The organism is Halosegnis sp. (genome assembly GCF_042216475.1).
GTDB lineage: Archaea > Halobacteriota > Halobacteria > Halobacteriales > Haloarculaceae > Halosegnis.
Map to the genome: position 1 here is coordinate 100,473 of NZ_JBDGTV010000006.1, position 23,341 is coordinate 123,813.

At 64.9% G+C, this 23,341-nt stretch carries 26 protein-coding genes; 14 read left to right on the top strand and 12 right to left on the bottom strand.

Going from position 1 to position 23,341, the window contains the following annotated elements; translation table 11 throughout:
• Positions 1–44: 44 nt before the first annotated feature.
• Positions 45–1,346 (top strand): amidase, encoded by a 1,302-nt coding sequence (locus ABEJ63_RS03040; protein WP_375794872.1) that lies wholly within the window; start codon positions 45–47, stop codon positions 1,344–1,346.
• A gap of 38 nt (positions 1,347–1,384) precedes the next feature.
• Entirely contained in the window at positions 1,385–1,924 is a 540-nt protein-coding gene (locus ABEJ63_RS03045; RefSeq protein ID WP_375794873.1) for a PAS domain-containing protein, read from the top strand.
• Here ABEJ63_RS03045 and ABEJ63_RS03050 read toward each other — a convergent pair whose 3' ends face one another.
• The 5 genes from ABEJ63_RS03050 to ABEJ63_RS03070 all read right to left on the bottom strand — a co-directional run bounded on the left by ABEJ63_RS03050 (position 1,925) and on the right by ABEJ63_RS03070 (position 6,843).
• Positions 1,925–2,371, bottom strand: a complete 447-nt coding sequence (locus ABEJ63_RS03050) for a universal stress protein (RefSeq protein WP_375794874.1) — start codon at positions 2,369–2,371, stop codon at positions 1,925–1,927.
• A 47-nt stretch (positions 2,372–2,418) separates the two neighbouring features.
• Positions 2,419–3,663 carry an iron-containing alcohol dehydrogenase gene (locus ABEJ63_RS03055; protein ID WP_375794875.1) on the bottom strand — a complete coding sequence of 415 codons (1,245 nt, stop codon included), beginning with the start codon at positions 3,661–3,663 and terminating at the stop codon, positions 2,419–2,421.
• Positions 3,660–5,084: an aldehyde dehydrogenase family protein gene (locus ABEJ63_RS03060; RefSeq protein ID WP_375794876.1), complete on the bottom strand. Its 1,425-nt coding sequence runs from the start codon at positions 5,082–5,084 to the stop codon at positions 3,660–3,662. Before ABEJ63_RS03060 ends, ABEJ63_RS03055 begins: the two co-directional genes overlap by 4 nt.
• A 126-nt stretch (positions 5,085–5,210) precedes the next feature.
• The gene (locus ABEJ63_RS03065) at positions 5,211–5,603 is read right to left on the bottom strand and encodes a cupin domain-containing protein (protein ID WP_375794877.1); all 393 of its coding nucleotides are present in this window, start codon (positions 5,601–5,603) and stop codon (positions 5,211–5,213) included.
• 142 nt (positions 5,604–5,745) lie between these two features.
• The gene (locus ABEJ63_RS03070; RefSeq protein ID WP_375794878.1) at positions 5,746–6,843 is read right to left on the bottom strand and encodes a site-2 protease family protein; all 1,098 of its coding nucleotides are present in this window, start codon (positions 6,841–6,843) and stop codon (positions 5,746–5,748) included.
• Positions 6,844–6,942: 99 nt separating this feature from the next.
• Between ABEJ63_RS03070 and ABEJ63_RS03075 the strand changes: the two genes are divergently transcribed.
• The 4 genes from ABEJ63_RS03075 to ABEJ63_RS03090 all read left to right on the top strand — a co-directional run bounded on the left by ABEJ63_RS03075 (position 6,943) and on the right by ABEJ63_RS03090 (position 9,081).
• A complete protein-coding gene (locus tag ABEJ63_RS03075; protein ID WP_375794879.1) occupies positions 6,943–7,251 on the top strand; it encodes a hypothetical protein in 309 nt (102 codons plus the stop codon).
• A gap of 84 nt (positions 7,252–7,335) precedes the next feature.
• On the top strand, positions 7,336–7,989 hold the full coding sequence (locus tag ABEJ63_RS03080) for a nitroreductase family protein (protein ID WP_375794880.1): 654 nt from the start codon (positions 7,336–7,338) through the stop codon (positions 7,987–7,989).
• Positions 7,990–8,142: 153 nt separating this feature from the next.
• Positions 8,143–8,319: a hypothetical protein gene (locus tag ABEJ63_RS03085; protein ID WP_375794881.1), complete on the top strand. Its 177-nt coding sequence runs from the start codon at positions 8,143–8,145 to the stop codon at positions 8,317–8,319.
• A gap of 105 nt (positions 8,320–8,424) precedes the next feature.
• Entirely contained in the window at positions 8,425–9,081 is a 657-nt protein-coding gene (locus tag ABEJ63_RS03090) for a helix-turn-helix domain-containing protein (RefSeq protein ID WP_375794882.1), read from the top strand.
• Between the two features lie 250 nt (positions 9,082–9,331).
• Here the strand turns inward: ABEJ63_RS03090 and ABEJ63_RS03095 are convergent, their stop codons facing one another.
• Entirely contained in the window at positions 9,332–9,883 is a 552-nt protein-coding gene (locus ABEJ63_RS03095) for a rubrerythrin-like domain-containing protein (protein WP_375794883.1), read from the bottom strand.
• A gap of 102 nt (positions 9,884–9,985) precedes the next feature.
• Between ABEJ63_RS03095 and ABEJ63_RS03100 the strand changes: the two genes are divergently transcribed.
• The gene (locus tag ABEJ63_RS03100) at positions 9,986–11,383 is read left to right on the top strand and encodes a PAS domain S-box protein (protein WP_375794884.1); all 1,398 of its coding nucleotides are present in this window, start codon (positions 9,986–9,988) and stop codon (positions 11,381–11,383) included.
• A 7-nt stretch (positions 11,384–11,390) separates the two neighbouring features.
• Here the strand turns inward: ABEJ63_RS03100 and ABEJ63_RS03105 are convergent, their stop codons facing one another.
• Positions 11,391–11,675: a hypothetical protein gene (locus tag ABEJ63_RS03105; RefSeq protein WP_375794885.1), complete on the bottom strand. Its 285-nt coding sequence runs from the start codon at positions 11,673–11,675 to the stop codon at positions 11,391–11,393.
• A gap of 97 nt (positions 11,676–11,772) precedes the next feature.
• On the opposite strand from ABEJ63_RS03105, the gene ABEJ63_RS03110 reads away from it, so the two are divergent.
• Together ABEJ63_RS03110 and ABEJ63_RS03115 are read left to right on the top strand one after the other, a co-directional pair.
• A complete protein-coding gene (locus ABEJ63_RS03110; protein ID WP_375794886.1) occupies positions 11,773–12,189 on the top strand; it encodes an EamA family transporter in 417 nt (138 codons plus the stop codon).
• A 227-nt stretch (positions 12,190–12,416) separates the two neighbouring features.
• Positions 12,417–12,707: a hypothetical protein gene (locus tag ABEJ63_RS03115; protein WP_375794887.1), complete on the top strand. Its 291-nt coding sequence runs from the start codon at positions 12,417–12,419 to the stop codon at positions 12,705–12,707.
• Here the strand turns inward: ABEJ63_RS03115 and ABEJ63_RS03120 are convergent.
• Complete coding sequence (locus ABEJ63_RS03120) at positions 12,704–14,140, bottom strand: histidine kinase N-terminal 7TM domain-containing protein (protein WP_375794888.1); 1,437 nt, start codon at positions 14,138–14,140, stop codon at positions 12,704–12,706. The two genes, ABEJ63_RS03115 and ABEJ63_RS03120, sit on opposite strands and share 4 nt — an antisense overlap.
• A gap of 159 nt (positions 14,141–14,299) precedes the next feature.
• On the opposite strand from ABEJ63_RS03120, the gene ABEJ63_RS03125 reads away from it, so the two are divergent.
• The 3 genes from ABEJ63_RS03125 (at position 14,300) to ABEJ63_RS03135 (ending at position 17,039) form a co-directional block, all read left to right on the top strand.
• A complete protein-coding gene (locus tag ABEJ63_RS03125) occupies positions 14,300–14,458 on the top strand; it encodes a DUF2080 family transposase-associated protein (RefSeq protein ID WP_375794889.1) in 159 nt (52 codons plus the stop codon).
• A gap of 4 nt (positions 14,459–14,462) precedes the next feature.
• Positions 14,463–15,722, top strand: a complete 1,260-nt coding sequence (locus ABEJ63_RS03130) for an RNA-guided endonuclease InsQ/TnpB family protein (protein ID WP_375794890.1) — start codon at positions 14,463–14,465, stop codon at positions 15,720–15,722.
• A gap of 324 nt (positions 15,723–16,046) precedes the next feature.
• Positions 16,047–17,039, top strand: a complete 993-nt coding sequence (locus ABEJ63_RS03135) for an aldo/keto reductase (protein WP_375794891.1) — start codon at positions 16,047–16,049, stop codon at positions 17,037–17,039.
• Positions 17,040–17,219: 180 nt separating this feature from the next.
• Here ABEJ63_RS03135 and ABEJ63_RS03140 read toward each other — a convergent pair whose 3' ends face one another.
• Positions 17,220–17,516, bottom strand: a complete 297-nt coding sequence (locus ABEJ63_RS03140) for a hypothetical protein (RefSeq protein ID WP_375794892.1) — start codon at positions 17,514–17,516, stop codon at positions 17,220–17,222.
• 88 nt (positions 17,517–17,604) lie between these two features.
• Between ABEJ63_RS03140 and ABEJ63_RS03145 the strand changes: the two genes are divergently transcribed.
• Entirely contained in the window at positions 17,605–17,994 is a 390-nt protein-coding gene (locus tag ABEJ63_RS03145; RefSeq protein WP_375794893.1) for an acyl-CoA thioesterase, read from the top strand.
• Here the strand turns inward: ABEJ63_RS03145 and ABEJ63_RS03150 are convergent, their stop codons facing one another.
• Entirely contained in the window at positions 17,995–19,284 is a 1,290-nt protein-coding gene (locus ABEJ63_RS03150) for an MFS transporter (protein ID WP_375794894.1), read from the bottom strand.
• 54 nt (positions 19,285–19,338) lie between these two features.
• Here ABEJ63_RS03150 and prf1 point away from each other — a divergent pair, with 54 nt between their 5' ends.
• Positions 19,339–20,439: a peptide chain release factor aRF-1 gene (prf1, locus tag ABEJ63_RS03155; protein ID WP_375794895.1), complete on the top strand. Its 1,101-nt coding sequence runs from the start codon at positions 19,339–19,341 to the stop codon at positions 20,437–20,439.
• 4 nt (positions 20,440–20,443) lie between these two features.
• Here the strand turns inward: prf1 and ABEJ63_RS03160 are convergent, their stop codons facing one another.
• Positions 20,444–20,662: a hypothetical protein gene (locus ABEJ63_RS03160; protein WP_375794896.1), complete on the bottom strand. Its 219-nt coding sequence runs from the start codon at positions 20,660–20,662 to the stop codon at positions 20,444–20,446.
• A 51-nt stretch (positions 20,663–20,713) separates the two neighbouring features.
• Positions 20,714–23,335: a DNA mismatch repair protein MutS gene (mutS, locus tag ABEJ63_RS03165; protein WP_375794897.1), complete on the bottom strand. Its 2,622-nt coding sequence runs from the start codon at positions 23,333–23,335 to the stop codon at positions 20,714–20,716.
• Positions 23,336–23,341: the final 6 nt, after the last annotated feature.

A 23,341-nucleotide genomic window follows, 5' to 3' on the forward strand; every position in this document is an offset into this window, starting at 1 on the left:
AGCCAGAGCCGAATCCGGCCGCCGACCGTCGGAGTGATCCCCCGATGAACCTCGCCGACCGGCCGCTGGCGACGGTGGCGGCGGACCTGCAGTCTGGCCGACGGGACCCCGCAGACTACGTCGCTACCTGTCGCGATCATATTGACACCGTTGAGTCGGACGTGCGCGCATGGGTCGACGGTGGGAAGCCGCGCGAGCAACTGGCGGCCGAGGCGCGGGCACTCTCTGCTCGTCACCCCGACCCCGATAGCCGGCCGCCGCTGTTCGGCGTCCCCGTCGGCGTCAAGGACATTTTTCACGTCGATGGCCTCCCAACACGAGCCGGTGCCGACATCCCGCCCGGCGAGGTGGTCGGCCCCGAGAGCGAGGCGGTCGCCCGGCTGATTAGGGCGGGCGCGCTCGTGGCCGGCAAGACGGTCACCACTGAGTTTGCTTATTTCGATCCCGGGCCGACGCGTAACCCGCACGCCCTCGGTCACACGCCTGGCGGCTCGTCATCGGGGTCGGCCGCGGCTGTCGCCGCGGGGATGGTACCGCTGGCACTGGGAAGCCAGACCGCCGGCTCAGTTATCCGGCCGGCCGGCTTCTGTGGCGTCGTCGGCTACAAACCGACGTACGGACGGGTGCCGCTCGACGGTGTGTTGCCAGTCGCGCCGTCGCTCGACCACGTTGGCCTGTTCACACAGGATACCAGCGGCACACGCCGGGCGGCCGCCGTCCTTGTCGACGAGTGGCATGAGGGAATTCTGCCTGGTGAACGCCCGACCGTCGGCATCCCTAACGGGTCGTACCTCGAGCAAGCGACAGCCGACGGCCGGGCCGCTTTCGAGCGGGCCGTTGATGCACTCAAGACGGCCGGCTACGACGTACGGCGGCTCTCACTGTTCGATGATATCAATCAGCTCAACAGCCACCACGGTCGGCTGATGGCCGCAGAGACGGCGATGAGCCACCACGACTGGTTCGACCGATACGACGAGGCGTACGCCGCCGAGATGCGCGCGCTCGTTGAGGAGGGCCGCGAAGTACCCGTCGCCGACCTTGCCGACGCACGCCGGTTCCGCGAGCAGGCCCGTGACCGCGTCGAGACGCGGCTCGCCGAACAGGACGTCGATGTCGTGGCTAGCCCAGCCGCACCCGGCCCTGCACCCGAGGGACTCGACGACACCGGCGATCCGGTGATGAATGTCCCGTGGACAACGACTGGTCAGCCGGCCGTCGCACTGCCAGCCGGCCGCGTCGACGGGCTCCCAGTCGGCCTGCAGGTAACTGCTTCGTTCGGCGCCGACGAGCGGTTGCTCGCGTGGGCAAAAGAACTCGCCAGCGCCGTCGCGGGCGCTGCTTGACCCGACAGTGCTATGCGCCGCCGGCAGTTACAATACCCGTGTCGTGCCGTCGCGAACTGCTGGCCTTGCTCCGCTGTGCCCCGGACGCGTTCCGCAAACAAGTAGACGAGTTCCTTGCTGACATCGACGCGGCCCTGCCCCAACAGCCGGTGCCGCCCGTTGAGAAGTTTGCCGGCCCTGATAACGGCCCGTGGGCGTCACTGCTCAACCGCGAGCGCCAACTTGTCTGGAAGGCGTGGACGCTGTCGGCGTCGCCGTTCGGCGTCACTGTCACCGGCGCCGCATACGAGGACAACCCGATTCTGTACGCCAACCGTCAGTTCCGCCAACTGACGGGCTACTCAATGACAGAGTTGCGCGACGAGAATCCCCGGCTCCTCCAAGGGCCCGACACGGAACCAGCGGCTGTCGCGGAGTTGCACGCGGCATTGCGTAACTGGGAGTCAACCACAGTCGAGTTGCATAACTACCGCGCCGACGGTACACCCTTCGTCAATCGGGTGTCGCTGGTGCCCGTCACCGATGCCGCCGGGACGGTCACCAACTGGCTGGGCGTTGGGCGGCGGGTCGACGGATAGTCAGGCCGGGACGGCGACTACCGGCCGGTCGGTGTCACGCAACACTCGTTCAGTCGTACTCCCGAGAATATCTTCAGCGACATCGTCGAGACCGCGCTTGCCGAGCACGATGGCGTCAGCGTCGACGGCAGCTGCTCGCGAAACGATGGCCCGCGCGGGCACTCCCTCGACGATATCCGTTTCGTGGTCGACACCTGCTGCCTCGGCGTGCTTTTCAACCGTTGAGAGTGCCGCCTCGGCGTCTGCCGTCGTCTCCATCTCGGTCGCCGTGCCGCCGGAAGCTGCGGCCACTGTCGCGGCCGCGTCTGACCGCGTGTACATCGGCAGGTCCTCGCTCACGAACAGGCCGTGAACTGTCCCGTCAGGAGCGGCGAGCGCGGCGGCCTCTTCAACGGCTGCACGCGACGCGTCGCTTCCGTCCGTAGCGACGAGTACGCTCCCGTACATCGGTGTAACGTATACAATTTCGAACTATAACGGTTTTGCCTCCGCGCTCACGCTGAATGTGGTGCGAGCACGCCATCGTAGACGTCGAGGTAAAGCCGCTCTATTGTCTCTTGATCGGGAATGCGGGGATTATTCGCTGGCGACCCAGACGCAAGGGCATCCTTGGCCATCCCGCTGGTCCACTCGGCGAACGTCGCCCGGTCCGGCACCGTGCCGAACTCCTCAAGATACCCGAACACCGACACCGACTCGCAAAGTGACGTGAGTGCGTCAGCTGCCTGGTCGGCGGCGTCTTGGTCGGGAGTATCTCGGTCGGCCGCGCCGAGCAGGCGTGTCACCTCGGCGTACCGCTCGGGCGCGCCCGGCGTTGAATAGTCGACGACGGTCGGCAACAACACGGCGTTTGCGAGCCCGTGCGGCAGTTTGAGACGGGCGCCGAGTGGCCGCGCCATCCCGTGCACAAGGGCGACGGAGGCGTTGGTGAATGCCTGCCCGGCCTGCAACTGGCCGACAAGCGTCGCCTCGCGGGCCCCGAGGTTGTCGCCGTCGGTCCACGCGACCGGGAGCCACTCCGCCAGTCGGCGAATTGCTGCCCGTGCAGGTGCGTCCGACAGCGCCCACGCCTCTGTCGAGACATATGCCTCAACAGCGTGGGTAACGGCGTCGATACCGGTGAACGCGGTGTGGCTCGGCGGGAGCGAGCAGACGAGCTCGGGATCTTCGACAGCGACGGCCGGGACAACGGCTGTCGCGACGACGAGAAACTTTGTCGCCGTCGCCTCATCGGTGACAACGATAGAGCGCGTCGCCTCGCTGCCCGTCCCTGCAGTGGTGTTAACAACGCCCAGCGGCGGTAGCGGACCGTCGACTGCCTCGTAGCCCGCCCGGTCGGTCGCGTACTCGCGGATAGCTCCACCCTCTCCCGCGAGCACGGCGACCGCCTTGGCGGCGTCGATGGGCGACCCGCCGCCGAGTGCGACGAGACAGTCGCAGTCGGCCGTACGATAGCGGTCGACCCCCGCTTCAACAGTCGCGACGGTTGGGTCTGGCGTCACCGCATCGTAGACGACCGTCTCGAGGCCGGCTGCCTTTAGGCTCTCGCGGACACGCTCGCCGTGGCGTTCGCGGCCGCCCTCGGTGGTGACGATGAGTGCTCGCGAGCCACGGTCGACCATCCGGGGACCAATCTCCGTGACGGCACCGCGACCGACGACCACCTCGTCGGGGGCGACGAATCGGCGCGGCTCAGCGGTCGCCGTCTGTTGATCGTCACCCAGTTGGCTCCGGCTCATCCATCCACGTAGGGGGCAAACAACGCATCAGCATCCGGCGGCGACGCGTCCTCAATTGGCCGAGCGACCGTTGTCGTTTGGTAGAACTGCTCGACACCGACGTTCTCGGCCAGCTGGTTGCCGCCCCAGGTACCGGTCCCCTCGGAGAGTGTGGAGGTGAGCCCATTGCGGTAGTGGCCGCCGTTAGCGAGCGCATTCGGCTGGTTAACGAGCAGGCGGGCGACGCCGAGTCGCTCGCCTGCGCGGCGCGCCCGCTCACTATCGGTCGTCTGGATATTCGCCGAATGGCCCGCGCCCTCATACGCGAGGATGCACGATGCGAGCGTGAGCGCCCGGTCGACATCCGGTACCCGGAACACGTTGAGCACCGGTGCGAGCTTTTCGCCCGACAACGGATGGTCGGGACCGACGCCCCGCCCGCGGGTGAGCAAGAACTCCGTCTCGTCGGGGACATCAATGCTCGCGCGGTCAGCGATGTCGGTCGCTGGCCGAGCCAGCGTCTCTGGGTCACGCTCGCCGTCAGGGAACAACGTCTCACACAGACGGCGTCGCTCGTCGCCGGTGCAGAGATAGCCGCCTGCATCTGCCAGCGCCGCGAGCGTCTCGTCGTACACGTCGGCGACGACAGCGGCGTTCCCCTCGCTGGAGCAGGAGGTACCGTTGTCGAACTGCTGGCTCGTTGCGATGCGCTCCGCGGTGGCCGTCACGTCGGCCGTCTCATCGACAATAGCGACAGGGTTCCCTTGGCCGACACAGTAATTGGGGGTGCCGGACTCTTGGCCAGCCCGGACGTTGTCAGCCGAGCCCGTCACTTGGAGGAGATCGACCTGCTCCATCAGCGCGTACGTCTTGGGCTTCGAGACGGGTGCGGGGAGCATCTGCACCAGATCTGGCGGCGCGCCCGCGGCCGCCAACTCCTCGCGGACGTACTCAACAACCTGCTCACAGACGGCCAGCCCACGCGGCGACGGTGAGAGCACGATTGCATTGCGGCAGTTCACCGCTAGCATCGCTAGCACTGTCGGCGTCGCGCCTGGGTTCGTCGACGGCACCACACCACCAACCACACCAACCGGCTTCGCGATATCGACGCGGCCTGCAGCAGGGTCCTTGTCGACGACACCCACTGTCTGCGTCGCAAGGATATCTTCGAGCACGCCGGGAATCTTGCGGCGCTTCTTGCGGTACTTATCATCGGCGTCACCGAGGCCGGTCGTCTCGACGGCCAACTCCGATAGCTCGCGACAGCGCTCCTCGCGGTAGACTGCCCAGCCAATTGCCCGCGCCAGCTGGTCGAGCGCCGCCTGGTCGTAGTCGGCGATTGCTTCCATCGCTGTGCGCGCGTCATCAAGGATGCCGGCCACGAGTTCGTCGGGATCGTCCGTCTCGGCCGGCGCCGCCGGAGTAGCCTCCGGGCACATACAACGAGCTTACCCGCTCGGCCCGATAAATATCACTATCTTTCACAATGGTTGGCACGAGACACGTTCACAGGTGATACAAGGCCGATGCGACGAGGCGTGACCCCGAGGGGGTAGACACGGCCGCTACAAATCGGGGAATTCCTGCTGATAGCTGGTGCCGTGAATCCGGTCCTCGCGTAATGGCCAGACAGCGAGGAGCGTCGCCGTCTCGCCGGGGACAGTTCGAGAGGTGTGGGGTATCTCAGGCGGGATCGCCACCGCGTCGTCGGGAGTGAGCTCAATCCGCTCGCCATCGACAAGGAAATCGAGCCGCCCCTCAATGAGGAGGTTCGTCTGCTCGTACGGATGAGTGTGTGGCTCAGAGTCGGCTTTCTCCGGGGTTATCTCTGAGAAGCCGACCAGCTGGTCGATGCTGCGGAACACCGTCTGTTTAAATCCGGGTTCCTCGCGAACCGTCGGCGCTGCTGCCAAATCGTGGACGGCGGGTATCTCCTCGCGGTCGTACGGTCGGACCATGGGCTCCGGAGGCGGAGCGGCCTGATAAGTGTCCCGCGAGCGCGCGGAGTGGGGACGCATGGGATGCCTCCGCCGGGTGTCCCGGCAGTTGACAGTTATTCCGGCGACGGGTAAGCACTCCACCGAATAGCTTCGCCACGGGCTAGCCGGTGAACGTGATAGGGACCGGCGTGAAGCACGCGACGCCAAGCAGTAGCGTGAGCAGGCCAATGGCTTGCCGGCCGCGGCCGACGGGTGTCTCGTCAACCGGCGTAGCGCTCCCGGCTCGCAGGAACAGCGCTGAGAGCACACCCCAGACGACCCATAGCGTCGCGCTCCGACCGCCCTCGAAGGCATAGAGATACGCCGCGAGGCCGAACAACACAATCGGGACGACCTGACTGACACGCTCGATTTGGTCGCCGACCAGCGCCCGCGCGACATGGGCACCGTCGAGCTGGCCCACGGGGAGAAGGTTGAGGAAGGTGACGAACGCACCGACCCAGCCGCCGACGACGACGGGATTCACCTGCTCGCCAGGGCCGTACGTGAGCGGCTCGCCTAATAACGCAGCGACGCCCTGCACGAGCGGCGGATAGCCCAGTTGGAGGCCGTCAATAAGTGTCCGGCCGCTCGCCTCGACGGGTGGTAGAGAGACGCCGACAGCGGTGACAACAAGCGTCGCTGCTAGCCCCGCCAGCGGCCCCGCGACCCCAATGTCGAACAGCGCCCGCCGGCTTGGCATGTTGTCTTTTAGCCGGATAACTGCCCCGAGCGTCCCGAGAACATTTGGCAGCGGGATAAAATACGGCAGCGTCGCCTCAACATTGTGGTAGCGCGACAGTGCATAATGGCCGAACTCGTGGACGGCGAGTACGCCGAGGACGGACAGCGCAAATGGCCACGCCCGCAGAAGTGCGACCGGATCCGTCGCGTCCAGTCCGTACCAGCGCGCGCCGGCGTACAATGTCGACAGCACTGTCGCAAAGAATAGCACAATATGGGTCCACGGAACTCCCTCGACGCCCGGCGACCGCTCCGTCGCGACGAGTACGTACTCGCCGGTCTCGCGGCGCAGCTGGACACGGTAGCCGCGCTCGCGGAACTGCGGTGCGAGCGCCCGTAGTACTGTCTCCCGGTCGCCCGCCGGCTCCCCGTAGTAGCGGACTCCCTCGTCGGCCTCCTCCACCTCGTAGACGAGGAATGATTCCGAGAGGGCGCCCGGGTCAGGGAGCCCAGCCGGCGCCGTGGGGTCTTCCATCATTGGAACGAGGGGCCACGGCCACTAGTATTGTACGTCACGGTCCGTCCCCGCCGGCGGGGAAACGCTTACGTCGGTGTCGGCGCGTCACCTGTGACCGTGATTCAAGATGCGCGGCCGTCCGCGGTGGTCCGGGGGCTGTACGACCTCGCGGCGGGGGAGACAGTTCGGGTACGCACCGAGGAGACAACTGTTGTGGGGCGGCTCTCGCGAATCGAGCGCGACCAAGCTGGCGTCCGTGTCGAGGTGTGTCCATACGATGGAGACGCTCCCCAGTACCGGGTCTGGGCCGCACGCACGCCGACCGGCTGGCAGTCACCCCGCCTCGAGCGACGTCCACTCGGCGGCGAGTGGGTCGCCTGCGGCCGTCTTGACGCGGTCGTGCCGCTCGCGACTACTCCGCTTTGAACGGCGGGGCGGTAACGTGGCCGTCATCACCAGACGCAGATGTTAGCGAACACGTATACGGCCAACGGCTCTGGAACTAGATGTATGTCTTCTGAATCCGACTTCGTCGCCCCGGAGCCAGCATATCCAGAGGCGCTTGAGGCACTTCGGACCCGCCGATCAGGCCACAATTTCGATCCGACGGCTGACATCGACGACGAGACGCTGCGCACGCTCGTTGAGGACGCCACCTTCGCACCCTCCTCGTACAACCTCCAGCCGTGGGAGTTCGTCGCCGTTCAGGATGACGAGCGACTCGACCAGCTGGTTGAACTCGCATACGGTCAAGAACACATCGCCGAGGCCGGCACGGCAGTGCTCGTCGCCGGCCACACCACCCCCAAGACGGCCGACCGCGTTTTCGAGGAGTGGGTCGAGGCCGGCCGGATGGATGAGGAGACGGCCGAACAGACGAAAGAACAGACGCTCGGCATGTACGCCGATGAACGGGCGGGCCGTGACTACGCAGTCCGCAACGCTAGCCTCGCTGCGCAGAATTTCCTGCTATCGGCCCATGCCCGCGGGTTAACGGCTACCCCTATGATTGGCTTCGATGCCGAGGGGGTCGCTGATTTCTTAGAACTCCCCGACGAGGTAGTGCCGGTCGTGCTCATTGCTGTCGGCCCCAGCGGCGGGCCGGAGCCAGAGCGACTCCCTCGCCGCGATGTCGATGAGGTGCTCCACCGCGAGCAGTTCTGAGGCGGCTCTCCCTCGCGGAACTTCTCTACTAGTGAACAGGACTATCAGCCGAGCGGCCGAACCGATAGTAGATACGAGGTTGCGTGGTGCGAGCCGACCATCTGGGTCGTCACCCGCCGACGCCGCCCCACCCCTCCTGTATCCGGCTCCACCATGTCGAACGCACACACGCCGACGGACGACTCAAGCTTCAACGACGCCCTTGCGGCCCTTATTGAAGAGGCGTATCACAACGGCACCGATGTCGAAGGCGCTTGGAAATGCACCATCGACGGAAACGGCGATTTCCACTGGGATGTCCAGATATCCCGCGTCGCGTACGAGGACTAAACCGGTATTTCATAAACGACCTTGGTATCCAGCCAAACTGTTAGGCCCGCTGTCTGTCTACCGCCGTCACATGAATGCTCCAGACGCAGCGGCGCCGCGAAACGGATGACGCTCCTCGCTGAGTTTGCCGTCCCGGCGGAATGGTTCACGTTAGCCCGGTCCCTCCAAGAGACGCCCGGTCTTGCCGTCGACGCCGCTATCGCCCTTCCAACAGACGGGACAGCGGCTCTCTATCTGTGGATTGTCGGCGAAGATGCCGACCGGTTCGACGCCGCGCTGGAGCGTGCCGGTGGATCGGTGCCGACCCTCGTTGAGGAGTTGCCTGACCGCCGACTCTATCGGGTCGTCCCTGACGGACCTGCCGGCGTCGTCGTTCGGGCAGCGGCCGGCCACGATGCTGTCGTTGAATCTGTTGTGCCCGGCGACGAGGCGTGGACCTTCCGACTTCGGTTTGCCGACGCTGCCCGTTTGTCAGCGTTCCACGACGACTGTCGCGAGCGCGGTGCCGAGGTGACCGTAGAGCGGCTTTATACGCCCGCCGAGCCGTCAACCGCAGCGTTAGAAGATCTCACTGACGCCCAGCGCGCACTCATTAAACGGGTGTATGAGGCTGGCTACTTCGACGTGCCACGGAAAATCACCTTAGCGGAAATCGCGGAGGAACTCGGCATCTCCGACCAGGCGGTAAACGAGCGACTCAGGCGAGGGTTACGCACAATCATTGGCGCGACAGTGGGCGCGGACGGGGACGATACGCAGTGACCCGGCTCTGACCTGTTGGGACGCGTTCCGACCAGTCTCGGGGGCATCGATCAACTCAACTACGCCAGTCGGCGCGCGTCAGTCCAGCGCTCGCGCCGTTGAGCAGTAAAATAGTGACACTGTCTGTGGGCGCCGGGAAAGAGATGGTGACTGTCGGCTACTGGTTGGACTCTACTGCGCCCGACGTAACAGTCGAGCACTGCACCTGTACATTGGCACCAAGGCCGTATATAACTACCTGGCGAGCGCCTCACTCCCGAGCGACGCCAATGCTCCGGAGCGGTCCCTCGCAGTCTGGACACCCACTGGGGTTCGACTCGTCCGAGAGCCGGGTCCCACATCGGAGACATTCATAGACACCGACGCCCGCTGCGGTGAGCGTCGCTGCGAACACGCCGACGGTCGTCTCGGCGTCCGGATCGGATTCGGGCGCGGCTGCGGCCACAAGGTCGCTCGTCGTGACGATGCCGACCACATCGCCATCGTCGGTCACGGGGAGTCGCTTTACGCCCGCCTCATCCATCCTCGCCACCGCCTCTCGGAGCGGCGCGTCTGGCGAGACGGTCGTTGGGTCCGGTGTCATTAACTCTACTACCGGCGTTGTCTCAGGATTGATGCCGTCGTGGAGGCCAGCAACGAGGTCGGTCTTCGTCACGACGCCGTGCGGATCGTCCTCGACGATGACCGACCCGATGCCCGCGTCAAGCAATCGGCCGGCTGCCTCCGCTGCCGGACAGGATGGGGCGACCGTGTGGACATCCCCTGTCATCACTGACTGTGTTTGGCCCTCGAACTCAACCATGACTCTCGATAACGTGCCACACTCAGTTAACGCTGGCGCGCTCCCGCATACAGCCGGTACTGGTTAGTTTTATGTCCGATTCTCGCGTCATAACTGTCCGCCGTGTCCCCCCCAGCACGCCACTCGCAACTCCCAACAGAGGCGTACGAGACACTGTTCCACAACGCCTCCGACGGGTTGTTGCTCCACCCCCCAGAATCGGACGCTATCGTTGATGCCAACGAGCGCATCGCGGAGATGCTCGGTTACTCGCGGGCGGAACTACTCGAATTGACCGTACCGGATATCACCGCCCCCGACTGGGACCCCCCCGTCTCCGCGACGGAGCGGGTCCAGCAAGCCCGCGAGGACGGCCCTGTCACCTTCGAGTGGCGCGACCGCCGCAAGGACGGTTCGGAGTTCTGGGCCGAAATCAATCTCTCAGTGGTCCGGCTGTCCGGCGAGCCGTATGTTCTTTCCAGTGTCCGTGACATCTCCGAGCGGAAAGAGGAACAGCGGCGCGCAGAGGCCATCTTCGACCAGACTTACCAGTTCACAGGTCTACTGAATCCGGACGGCACTGTTATCGAGGCGAACCGGACGGCCCTCGAGTTCGGCGGTCTTGATCGCGAGGCGGTCGTCGGCCGCAAACTCTGGGACTGCTACTGGTTCCAGACGGACGCCGAGACCCGCCGTGGCATAAAAGGGGCTGTCCGCCGGGCGGCCGGCGGCGAGTCCGTCCGCTACGAGGTGGAGATACAAGGCGAGGCGGGCACCGAACTACTCGACTTCGCCATCCGGCCGGTTACCGACGAGCGCGGAGAGGTGACGCTATTAGTCCCTGAGGGACGGGTCATCACAGAGCGCCGCGAGCGCCGCCAGCGGCTCGACGTGTACAACCGCGTCCTCAGGCACAACCTCCGTAACCGGCTCGCGGTCATCATCGGCTCTGCCCGCGAAATAACCCGCCACACCACCCAGCCGCGGGTTGACGACCTCTCCGGACGTATCGTCGACGCGAGCGATCAACTCGTATCCCTCGCCGACGATATCCGTGCGTTCGACCGGCTCAAGCGCGGCGAGACGATGTTCGAGCGAGTAGATGTCGCCGCGCTCGTCGAGCGGGTGACCGACCGACTCGCAGACCAACACGACACTTCCGTCCGAACGACAACCGACGCGGCCCCCACGATCCAGTCGAACCCCCGGTTCCTTGAGACGGCCGTTGAGCAGTTGGTGGAGAACGCGCTGGTCCACGCCGCGCCACCGGTTGAGGTGACTACACGCGTCGTCGGGGGTGTCGCTGAGACCGTCGCGATTCGGGTGCGAGACCATGGCCCTGGCATTCCCGACCGTGAGGCCGTTCCGCTGACGGATGCGACCCCCTCACAGGTCGAGCATCCGAGCGGCATCGGGCTCTGGCTGGCGAAATGGAGCGTCGATGAACTCGGCGGCGAACTCCGCCACCAGAGCGACGAGGTCGGCACTGCTGTCACTATCGAGGTGCCGGTCAAGGAGTGAGTCGCGCTCAGAACCGCTCGTTTGCGAGCCGTTGTGCCGTCGCTCGCGCGTGCTCGCGTGCCGCTGCCTCATCCTCGAACGATTCGGCAGCGAGTTCCGTCCGGGTCTCCTCGCCGAACTCATAGGCGAGAGCCCGCCAGCCGTCGCGGCGACGGTCATCGTACACCTCTATCCTGATCGACCCGCGCTCGTAGATATCGTGGTCGGCGGTGTCCTTTGTATGGTCCCACTCGCCCCAGACCGCGTTATCGGTGTCTCCCATTTGATTCGTCTCCGGCGGCCGTCCGCTCATCTCGCCAGATGAGATAGAGCCACCTAAACCGTCGTATCGCGGCCGTCGGCCGCGGCGAGACACCACGAGCTAAGCCCATGGCCCGCCAGCCGCGAGTGTGAACCACGTTGGCTGGGCGCTACTCGCCCTGTTCGGCTACACGCTCGTCCCCCCGCTTGTCAGTGAGGCGACTGCCGAGATTCCGAGTGAAATCGCACTTGTCGTCACCAATGGGATGCTTGTCGCCATCGGACTAGTTGCGGTCGCCATCTCCGATGGCTCGGTGACGGCGTATCTGACCCACGAGCGAGCACCGTATATGTACGCAGCCGGCGTCGCGCTGTCGGTCGGCATCCTCGCGTACTACCGGGCGCTGGCCGCGGGGCCGGTGAGCGTCGTCACCCCTATCTTCGGCTCGTTCGTCGCGACGAGCGCGCTTGTCGGCGTCTTCCTGCTCGACGAGCCGCTCACTGCCCGCAAGGCCGCCGGCATTGGCTGTGCCCTGCTGGCGGTGTATCTCACGTCTCTGGAGTGAGACGACAGCACGAGTTCGACATACTTCATCCAGCTCGACCCGACTATATACAAGTAGCGCGGCCCGTCGCCGGGCAAAACTCCCTGCCCTAGCCTACTGCCCGCGTCCGCCCGCGATAGCGTGATCGAGCGCCCTGTCCGCGCACACCACTGAGCTGGCTCAGACCGACCCCAGTCGCCAGGGCGTACGCCCGGAACGCTCATATCCGTTCCAGCCACACCGCCGCCGTGACCGACGAGACGGACGAGGACCTCGCGGACCATCTCGACCCAGAATTGGATGCGGTCATCCAGGGGAGCGACGCAGCCAGCGGCGACGGGGATGGGCTTCCCGGTCCGCTGTCGTTGTCGCGGCTCGTCGTCGGTGTCCACGTTGTGACGGCCATGCTGGTGACCGGGCTGGCGGCGCTTGCGGCTCGCAATGGGAACTTGCCGCAGGCGGCGACGCTGACGGCGCTGGCTGCGATGCTGCTGGTCGCCGGCATCGCCGCGGGCCGCATTGCTGCCCGGCGCGGCTAACCTAAGTCGATGCAGACGTGCACCCCCTCACGGTAGTCAGGGTCGATGCTCACTCCCCAGCCGTGGGCCGCCGCCAGCGTCTCAACGACAGGGAGCAGCATTCCCGAGTCGGCGTCTGGCAGCGGCTCGCCGTAGCTGAACGCGCCCGCTGTCTCTCCCTCGGACAGTGCCGTGCCGTCGTCCGCCACAATGAGTTCGTCGCCATTCCGACTCACCTGCACTTCCGTCGCGCCATTCGCCGCCGCGAACCAGAAGAGGTTCTCGAGAAGCCGCTCGAGTCGCGGCTCGTCGGCCTCGACCGTACCGGGGGCCCTGCAGACGAGCTGCGCGCCATCCGTTTGAAGTTGGTCCCACACATCCGTCGCGACGGCCGCGACATCCACCTCGGTCGTCGTCTCAACGGACCCGCCGAATCGCGCCAGCGTTGCGAGGTCAGAAACGATACTGGCCATCCGATCTGCTGTTTCGGCGGCGGTATTGACACTCTTAGAGGCGACCGCGTTGTCGTCGGAGTCGAGATGAGCTCCCGCGAGATCGAGATGGCCCTGCACAATGCCGACCGTGTTGCGAAGCTCGTGAGTGAGTGCCTCAGCGAAGTCGTCCAACTGGGCACGTTGGCGGTCTGCCTTGCGGCGCGTCCGCTCCAACTCAGTCACATCAGTAAATACTAGTGCCCGGCCAATGGTCGTCTCGCCGGCGGTGAGCGTCGGCGTCGACAGCAGGTAGTAGCGGGGCGGCGCCTCGCCGCGTTCGAGCACCATTGATTCCTCGACGGGCAGTGCCGCGGCAACTGACGGGGCGACGTCGGCAAGCGGCCGGCCTGCCCCCCCTGTGAGTTCTGGGAATAGCCGCGTGGCGGCATCGTTCACATCTCGGACTATCTCCTCATCATCGAGGACGACCACTGCGTCATCGAGTTCGTCAGGCAACTGTTCGCGGCCAAACCGGCGGACTGCGAGGAAGCTCCCGTCGGCCAGATAGAGGACACTCAGCGCGAACAGGCCAACGCCAACCGGCTCATAGTTCAGCTCGACGAGTGGGCCCGCGCCGAGATAGCCGGCGATGTCGAGCGCGATTGGGATGGCAGCAAGCCCAACTACCGTCCCGAGCTGTCGGGTTACGTACGCTGACTCCCGAAACAGGTCGAAGAGAAGATAGAAACCAACTGCCGACAGCGCGTACGAAACTGCCGTGACGAACCAGTGGAGTGTCCCTAGCTGGACGACCAACCGGGGCAACGGGGTTGTTGCCGTCGTAGTTGTGAAGTAGAGCCCATGAAGCGGGTTGGTTAGCTTGAGCGTAACGACAGCCAGGTAGCCGATGAGCGCGGCTCGGCGGAGCCGGCTCATCCGGTGGTAGGAGGCGCCGGCGTAGGCCGAGCAAAAATAGAGCCAGGCACCGACCGAGGCGAGTCCGACGACGAGCCCGGCCACGTAAGAGGCAATTTTAACTTGTGCAGGCTAAGTCCCCGTCCTCAAGGAGCAACGCAACGAGCGAAGCGAGTGAGTAGCACAATAGGGCGGGGATACAGCCGTACGCCATTGTCAACCTCCACCGAAACGCATAAATATATACTCAATATATAGTCGTGTATGGGCACGTTCGAACTGGACGGCGAGGAAATCATCGACCGGGAAGCCAAAGAGTTCGGCGGGAGTGCCCACGTTACCGTCCCCAAAGACTGGCGCGGTGCAGACGTGAAAGTCATCCGCGTCAGCGACCCTGACGAAACCGGCGACCAAGACGAGTAACACGATGAACTACAACTACAGGTATCGAATCGAGCCTGACGAAGCCGTCGAAGCTGAGTTAGAACGGCACGTCGATACCTGTAGGCAACTGTACAACCACTTCCTGTACGAGCTCAGCAACACCGACGAGTACCTGTCATACACGGCGATGCAGAATATGCTGCCCGACCTGAAACACTGGTGGGACAACCTCACCGACGCGTACTCGAAAGTGTTGCAGATGGTCGCCCGCCGCGTCAGCGACAATCTTGACCGCCTCAAAGAACAGAAAGAAAACGGGCGCAAGGTCGGGATGCTCAAGTGGAAGAGTCCGCGAGAGTATCGGAGCCTCACCTACAACCAGTCTGGTTTCGAACTCAAGAACACGAGTGACCAGACCGTGCTTTCTCTTTCCAAGATAGGTGATGTGCCGATACATCTCCACCGCGACATCCCCGACGACGCCCGAGTCAAACAGGTCACAGTCAAGCAAGGGAAAACAGGCGAGTGGTACGCCATCTTCGGCATGGAAACCGAAGACGATGCGCCCGAAAAACCCGCGTTAGATGAGGTTGCCCGCGAAGGTATGGTCGGCATCGACCTGGGTATCATCAAATACGTCCACGACACCGACAGCACGATGGTCGGCAGTCTCGACCTCGACGCCGAGTACGAACGACTCGAACGCGAGCAACGAGCGTTGAGTCGCAAGGAGAAGGGGTCGCAGAACTGGCACGAGCAACGCCGCCGCGTGGCCCGTATCCATGCTCATATTGTACGAAAGCGCCGCGATTTCCTGCACAAACTCTCGAACTACTACGCTCGGGAGTACGACCTCGTAGCGGTCGAAGACCTCGACGTTCACGGGATAATGCAACTGCCGTCGAACAGTCGCAACCGAGCGTCGGCGTCGTGGCGAACGTTCATCGACTTCCTCGAATACAAGTGCGAGCGCGAGGGTACGCACTTCGTCAAAGTCGAACCTGAGGGCACGACGCAAGAGTGTGCCGAGTGCGGGGTAGAGGTTGAAAAAGAACTGTGGGTACGCGAACACTCCTGTCCGACGTGTGGGTTCGAGACTGACCGTGACGAGAACGCCGCGTACAACGTGCTACAACGCGGTTTTCAGGAGTTAGGTGTGGGACACGCCGAAGTGACGCCTGCGGAGACTGCACTCCCTTCGTCCGCGACTGGTGGGTCGTCCGCCGTTGTGGATGCACAGTGCGTCGTTGAAACAGGAAGCCCCACCCTCAAGGAGCGAACCGCGCAAGCGGTGAGCGAGTAGGGTGGGGTAGTTCACGTGGAACTTGCCGGACGGCAAGTCGGCCGACGTGGAATAGCGCCCACAAGCCACTGGTCGCGAGCAAACTCACAAGCCTCCAGCGCGTGTCGGCGTCGTCGACCCGGCGGCGAGCCCGTGGGATGGTGCCGAGACACGCAGCTGCGGTGGCCGCAAAGACGGCGAGATAGCCGAGCCGGAGGGGGGTAAGCGGCGCCACGGTCGCAGTGTCAATCAGGTGGAACTCTCCCCGGACTAAAGAACGTTCGGCCGGCGCAGGCAACCGGAATCCGCAGCCTTTTCGCGCTGTCGTCGGTAGCCCACCCCAACATGGACCTTGAGTTCGTCCAGCTCGGCGACACCGGGCTACAGACCAGCGAAATCCAGTTCGGCACGTGGCGATTCGGCAAGGAAACCGAGGAAGGGAACGTCGAGATCGACGAGACGCGCGCCCACGAATTGCTGGACGCATACGCCGAACACGGTGGCCGGTTCATCGACACTGCCGATGTGTACGGGGGCGGCACCTGTGAGGAGTGGATTGGCGACTGGCTGGCCGACCGTAACCGTGAGGAGTACACTATCGCCTCCAAAATTTACTGGCAGATTCGGGAAGGCGACCCAAACAGCCGTGGTACGAACCGGAAGAATATCCGCCATCGCATCGACGCGCTGCTCGATCGGCTCGACACGGACTATGTCGACGTGCTGTACATCCACCGGTGGGACGACGAGACGCCCGCCCGCGAGATGATGAAGACGCTCAACGGGCTCGTTGAGGCAGGGAAGGTCCACTACCTAGGTACGTCTACGCTCGTCCCCAACGAGTGGAAGGTGGCGAAGGCGAACGAGATTGCCCGCCAAGAGGGATGGGAGCCGTTCACTGTCGCCCAACCGCGTTACAACCTCGTCGATCGCGAGGTGGAGGGCGGCTATCTTGAGGCGACCGACCACTACGGTATCGCCGTCTGTCCGTGGAGCCCGCTCGGACAGGGGTTCCTGACGGGCAAGTACACGCGCGAAGAAGGGCTTACGGGCGAGTCACGCGCTGCCGAATCCTCCCGGTTCCGCGAGTCGTACCTCACTGACGAGAATTTCGCCGTTCTCGACGAACTTCGGACGGTCGCCGACGAGGTGGACGCCACCGTCGCCCAGACGGCCATCGCATACCACCTCGCGCACGACTCTGTCACCGCCCCTATCGTCGGCGCCCGCACCGTCGATCAGTTGGAGGAGAACCTCGGCGCCGCGGCCATCGACCTCTCCGAGGAGCAGTTCGAACGGCTCGAGAGCGCGAAGGGCGGCCCCTTCGCTGACATCTAGGCCGCGCTGAGTGCGCTGTCCACCGCGAGACCGAACGAGTGTCCAATTGGTCGGCGGCTAGGACAATAGCTAAGTGAACGTCGAATAACGAGCCGATATGCGAGAGAAACGCACGTGCGACGTGTGCGGGAAAGTACTGGCGGCACGCATCGAGCGGGTCGAGGGTGTCCACCTGAGCTGTCAGGACGCCGACCCGTCGTAGCCGTCCTCGCCGCCGAGCGCCGCCGCGAGCGTGGTCAGCTCCGCCTTCCGGAGCGGCCGGTCGCCCTCCGTCTCGGCATCGAGCCCGTCGACACGCCGGCGGATTTCCGTCCGCATCTCGGCCTTGGGGGGCAGTCGCCCCGCGCCGACAGAGCCGCCGACTGACTCAAGCACGGCCGCAAGCGCCTCCTTCGTGAACGCTGTTGATTCGACGCGCTCGTAGCGACCGACGGCGGTCCGAATCTCGTCGCGCAGCTCGTTGACAGTCGGAGCCATACCGGCCGCTCGGTCGGCGACGGCCTGTGGGTTTCGGTCCCTCTGCTGTCGACGGCGGATTGAAACCGTCCGACCACGACCGCCCGGTATGACCGGTCGCACGTATACTCATGACATCGCGGTCCAGTTCCGCGATCTCGACACCCGGGCACACGTGAACCACGTCGTCTATGGTGCATACTTCGAGCGGGCGAAGGAGCGGTTCTTCGCGGATGTCCTCGGAGTACCGCTGGCTGAGGCGCCGACGGTCGTTCGCTCACTCAAGATAGAGTACGAGCGGCCGCTCGGCCCGGCCGACAAGGTGACCGTCACGCTCGGACCTGTCGAGACGGGGGAGACGAGCATCACTATCGCGTATACGCTTGAAACGGACGCCCCCGTCGCGACCGGCCAAACCGTGTCTGTCTATCTTGTGGACGGCGAGCCGGCACCTCTGCCGGAGGAGTGGCGGGCGGCGCTGGCGCCGTACGCCGAGTAGTCACCACTCCGCGAGTGCGTCGGCACCGTGAAACCGGCGAAGAACACCGAGAAAGGTGAGCGCGCCGAGCAGCGCGAAGCCGCCGCCGACGTAGAAGACGGCGCTCATGCCAATGTTACCCATCAGCCAGCCGGCTGCAACGGGCGCAACGACGGAGCCGGGCCGCCATACCAGTTCGCGGATGCCAAAGCTAGAGGCGACGCCGTCGCCGCCACTACCCTCGTCGGCGAACAGCGCCATGCTCGCCGGTTCGCGGAAGCTGTCGGCGATACCCAGTCCAGCGTTGCAGGCGACGAGTGGCAGGAAGGCAGCCGACACCGATCCGAGCAGTGGGAGTGCTGCCGGCAGGCCGAGCGTCTCGCCGACCAGCGGTGTGAACGGCACCGCGAGCGCGACCAACCCGTAGGCCGCTCCGCCAGCGAAGACGAACCGCGATCGGCCGGCAGCGTCCGACAGCTGCCCGGTCACCGGCTGCAACAGCATGTTGGTGAACTTCTCGGAGACGGTGATGACAGAGACTGCAAACGCCGGAATCGCAAGCCCGCCGCTGGAGACGGCAATCCCCGCGAATACTGGCACCCAGTTGCGGACGAGTGTGACCGCTACGGCGTACTGCGCCCGGAACGAGGTGAGCGTCAGGATGCGGCGGTTCACCGCTAGATCTCGGAATGGGAACCCCGGTACGCGCGTCTCGTCGGCCGACAACGTCACCGCGACGGCACCAAATGTGACGACGTAGAGCCCGGTGATGAGCAGGAACAACTCGCGGCCGCCGCCGAAGTAGTCGAACAGCAACCCCGCCGACAGCCCCCCGAGGATGGAGGCAGCAAACGAGGCGGCGTTCGCTCGGCCGATGTGGCTCGCGCGCGTCTCTGCGGTCGCGAGCTCCCCCACCAGGCCTAACGACATCAGCCCCATCCCGGTGAAGACGACACCCTGCAGGGCACGAACGGCGAGCAGCCCTGGCTCGGATGTGGTCGCTGCAAAGGCGGCGTATGTGACGATGCCCAGTGCCAGTGTCCCTACGAGGACGAGCCGCTTGTCGTAGCGGTCGCCTGCCCACGCTAATGGCACGACGGCGGCCGTCTGTGCGAGTGTGTATGCAGTGTACAGTAGCCCAAAGGCGACGCCCTCAATCCCGAGGTTCGTCGCAATCTTGGGGAGTACGACCACGAGCGCGATAGTGCCGAACCCGCCGGCGAACCGCGCGAGATACAGCGTCCAGAACTGCCCGCGGCCGGCCGAAGCCTCCGTCACAGCCGACGGTTGCCGGGCGGCCACAAGTGCCATTCGAATCCGACCGCGAGCGGAAACGCGTTTGAACCGTCGGCGTCAACGGGGGGTATGAGCGACGACGATCGCGCGGATCTCCGCCTGAAAAAAGAGGTCGAAGACATACGTGACCTCGAGGGGCAGGGGACGGAGTTGGTGACGCTGTTCATCCCGCCCGGTGACAACATCCAGAGCTGGGTGCGACGACTCTCCAGCGAGTACTCGGAGGCGAGCAATATCAAATCCAAGCGGACTCGGACAAACGTCCAGTCGGCGCTGAAGAAGGCAAAGAAGCTGGTTCAGCAGTATCGCGAAGTGCCCGAGAACGGACTCGTCATCTACACTGGGCAGGTGGACGACGAGTTCGTCTCACTCGTGTTCGACGACCTGCCACATCCCATCTCGGAGTCGAACTACATCTGTGACGACCACTTCCACACGGAACCGGTGGAGGCGCTGGTCACTCCCGACGAGGCGTACGGGCTCGTCGTGGTTACCCGCGACCAGGGGACCATCGGGATGCTCGTGGGCGACCGAATCGAGACGATTCGCGAGATTGAGAGTCTGGTCATGGGGAAGACCCGCGCCGGCGGCCAGTCGGCCCAGCGGTTCAAGCGGCTTCGCGAAAAACAGAAGGAAGAGCACTTCAAGGATGTCGCGGAGGCGGCGGCAGACGCCTTCCTCGACGACGAGAACGAGCAACTCGCCGTCGAGGGGGTGCTCATCGGCGGGACGGACATCACCGTCGACGACTTCGTCAACAACGACTGGATCGACTACCGCATCAAAGAGAACACGCTCGGCACGTTCAACGTCGCTCACGGGGACCAGACAGGGCTGAAGCAGCTCGTCGACAAGGCCGAGGACGTGTTGCAGGCGGACAAGCAGCGCCAGTCGCGCTCGCTGATGAACCGATTCATGCAGGGGCTGCGCGGCGATGCCGACCCGCCGGTGACATACGGCGAAGAGGAGGTAGAGCGGGCGCTTGAGTACGGCGCCGTCGACACGCTCCTGCTATCGGAGACGCTCGACGCCGACCGCATCGACGAGTTGAGCGAGCAGGCCGAGAACATCGGCGCCGACGTGCAACTCGTCTCTACCTCTTTCGAGGAGGGGCAGCAACTCCGGAACGTCTTCGGCGGCGTCGCGGCGGTGCTCCGTTATGAAATATAATCGCTCACGGCGGGTGAACAAACAGCACGTCTGCCACGAGCGCGCCCGCTAGCAGCGAGGCGGCGCCGACGAGCAGGGGGAGCGACAATGACGAGACGAGCCAGACCGCCAGCCCGGCGGCATACAGCGCGGGGACGCTCAGCAACGCCAGTCCCGCTCTTGTCACGCGGGGGGCTTGCTGGCTGCGTCGTCGGATTCGCTCCTCGGGGGGTGTGGGCGACATCGACATTGAGTGACACGAACGAACTAGATAAAGCCGAGGGGTGGGTCGGTCTCAGGACTCCTCAAGTCGCTCTTGCCACGCCTGCACCCGCGCCAGCAGCTCCACAGGCGGCGTCTCCTCTACGTTGAGCCCGCGCAGTTCCTCAAGAACTGCCTCTGTTTCGGGGTCACGCGGCTCGTCCTCCGGTTCGTCGGTCGGTCGGTCCGTCCTGGCCTGCCTGAACTCGCCGGTCGAGAGGTCGAAGGTGGTTTGGACGGCGCCGCTGCTTCCCTTTGCCTCGACGGCCTTCTCGCGACGCAGCCGGTCGAGTACTGTCCGGGCCCGTGAGACAACTGGATCGGGCACGCCCGCCAGTTCGGCGACGTGGACACCGTAGGACCGGTCGGCCGACCCCTCCGACACTGTCCGGAGGAATGTGACATCTTCGCCGTCATCGTCCACGTCGACATGCACGTTGACCGCCCGCTCGAGGCGATCGGCCAACTCCGTTAGTTCGTGGTAGTGGGTGGCGAACAGCGTCTTCGCGCCCACCTCGTTGTGGAGGTACTCCGTTGCGGCCCACGCGATAGAAATACCGTCGTACGTCGCTGTCCCCCGGCCAACCTCGTCGAGAACAACCAGTGAGTCGGCCGTCGCGGAGTGGAGGATGTTCGCCAACTCGCCCATCTCAACCATGAACGTCGAGCGGCCCTGCGCAAGCTCATCGAGCGCACCTACCCGCGTGAAAATGCCGTCGACGAGCCCCACCTTCGCCGATGCGGCAGGAACAAACGACCCCGCCTGCGCAAGCAGGACGGTAAGCGCAGCCTGTCGCATGTACGTCGACTTACCGCTCATGTTGGGGCCAGTCACCAGCAGGAACCGCCGCTCGCGGTCCAGATAGAGGTCATTGGGAACAAACTCGACGGCCTGTTCGACGACCGGGTGGCGGCCATCCTCGACAGCGATGACGCCCTCGTCGGTCAGTTCCGGCCGCGTCCAGTCGTTGCGGGCTGCGTGGGTCGCCAGCGAGCAGTAGACGTCAAGCTCCGCGAGCGCGCCGCCGACAGCCTGCAGCAGTGGCGCCGCATCAGCCAGCCGGTCACGGAGTTCGCAGAACAGCTCGTACTCGAGCTGGCCACGCTGCTCTTCCAGCCGAACGAGTTCGCGCTCGCGTTCGCGCAGCTCTGGCGTGGTGAACCGCTCGCTGTTCTTCAGCGTCTTTACTGACTCGTAGTGGGCCGGCACCGCGTCAGCCTCCGACTGCCCCACTTGGATATAGTAGCCGTCCGTTTTGTTACGATCGACGCTGACGTGGGTGAGTCCGTGCTCAGTTGCCTCGCGATCGGCCAGCCCATCGACCCACTCACGAGCCCGCTCGTAACGCGCTACGAGCTCGGCCAGTTCCTCGTCGTAATCTGGCGACAGCAGCCCTCCATCCCGGAGTGTTCCCGGCGGGTCCGCTGCGAGTGCCGTGTCCAACTCTCGGTGAAGGGCGGCAACAGCTTCGCGGTCCAGGTCCGCGAATACGTCCGCGACAGCAGAGTCTGCGAGCTGCGGGCTCGACTCGACGGCCTCCGCGACCTCGGCCACCAGTCCGAGCGTATCGCGCACCCGACAGGCGCCCGGCGCGTCGAGGCTGCCTGAGACGGCGCGAGCGGCGAGCCGCTCGATATCGTAGGCATCTCCAAGCAGCTCCCGGAGCCGCTCGCGGCTCATCGCGTCGGTGGTCAGTGCAGTGACAGCCGCCTGTCGCGCCTCCAATTCGCCTCGTTTTCGGGTGGGGCTGGCGAGCCACCGCTCCAGTAGACGGCCGCCCGCGCTCGTCACCGTGTGGTCGACCGTCTCGAGCAGTGACCGGCCGCGGTCGGTCATCGGCTCGGTCACCTCAAGCGTGCGCTGGGTGGTTGCGTCGAGCGTCACGTGATCGTCGGGTGTGTACGTCCGCAAGCGAGTGATTGAGGCAAGCACGCCTGCGCCTGTCGCGTCGACGTACGCCAGTGCTGCGCCGGCCGCCTGCACGGCTGGTTCTGATTCGAGGCCGACCTGGTCTGGCGCGCTCCCGAACTGCTCGCTAAGCCGATGGCGTGCCCGCCCAGGGGCGAAGTCACCAGTTGCGTGGAGTGTCAGCGTCGAATCGGCCCGCTCGCGGAGTGTTGCGAGGAAGTCGTCGTCGCTCCGGAGCTCTGGGCCCGGGAGTATCTCTGTCGGCGCAAATCGGTAGAGTTCCGTCAGCGCACGCGAGCGGGCGTCCGCGCCCTCGACGGCCGTGACGTGGAATCGGCCGGTCGTTACGTCAAGGAACGCCAGTCCATAGCCGTCCCCGCGGACGACTGCCGCGAGATAGCGAGCGTCGTCGTCAGTGGGGTCGACGAGCGTGCCGGGCGTCACCACTCGGTCGACGCGCCGCTCATGGCCGTCGTCAGTCTCGTGCTGGTCGGCGACGGCGACCCGATAGCCCCGTTCAACGAGCGCCGTCAGGTACGGGTTGAGGTCGTCGACAGGGACGCCAGCCATCTGGTAGCTGTCGCCGCCCGAGGCGCGCTCCGACACCTTCAGATCAAGTTCCTCGCCCACTATCGTCGCGTCCTCACCAAAGAACTCGTAGAAGTCGCCCATCTGCATCGCCAGCAGGTCCGCGTCCGTCTCGCGCTTGAGTGAGAGATACTCGCCGACGATACCGTCCGCGGTCATGTCCGG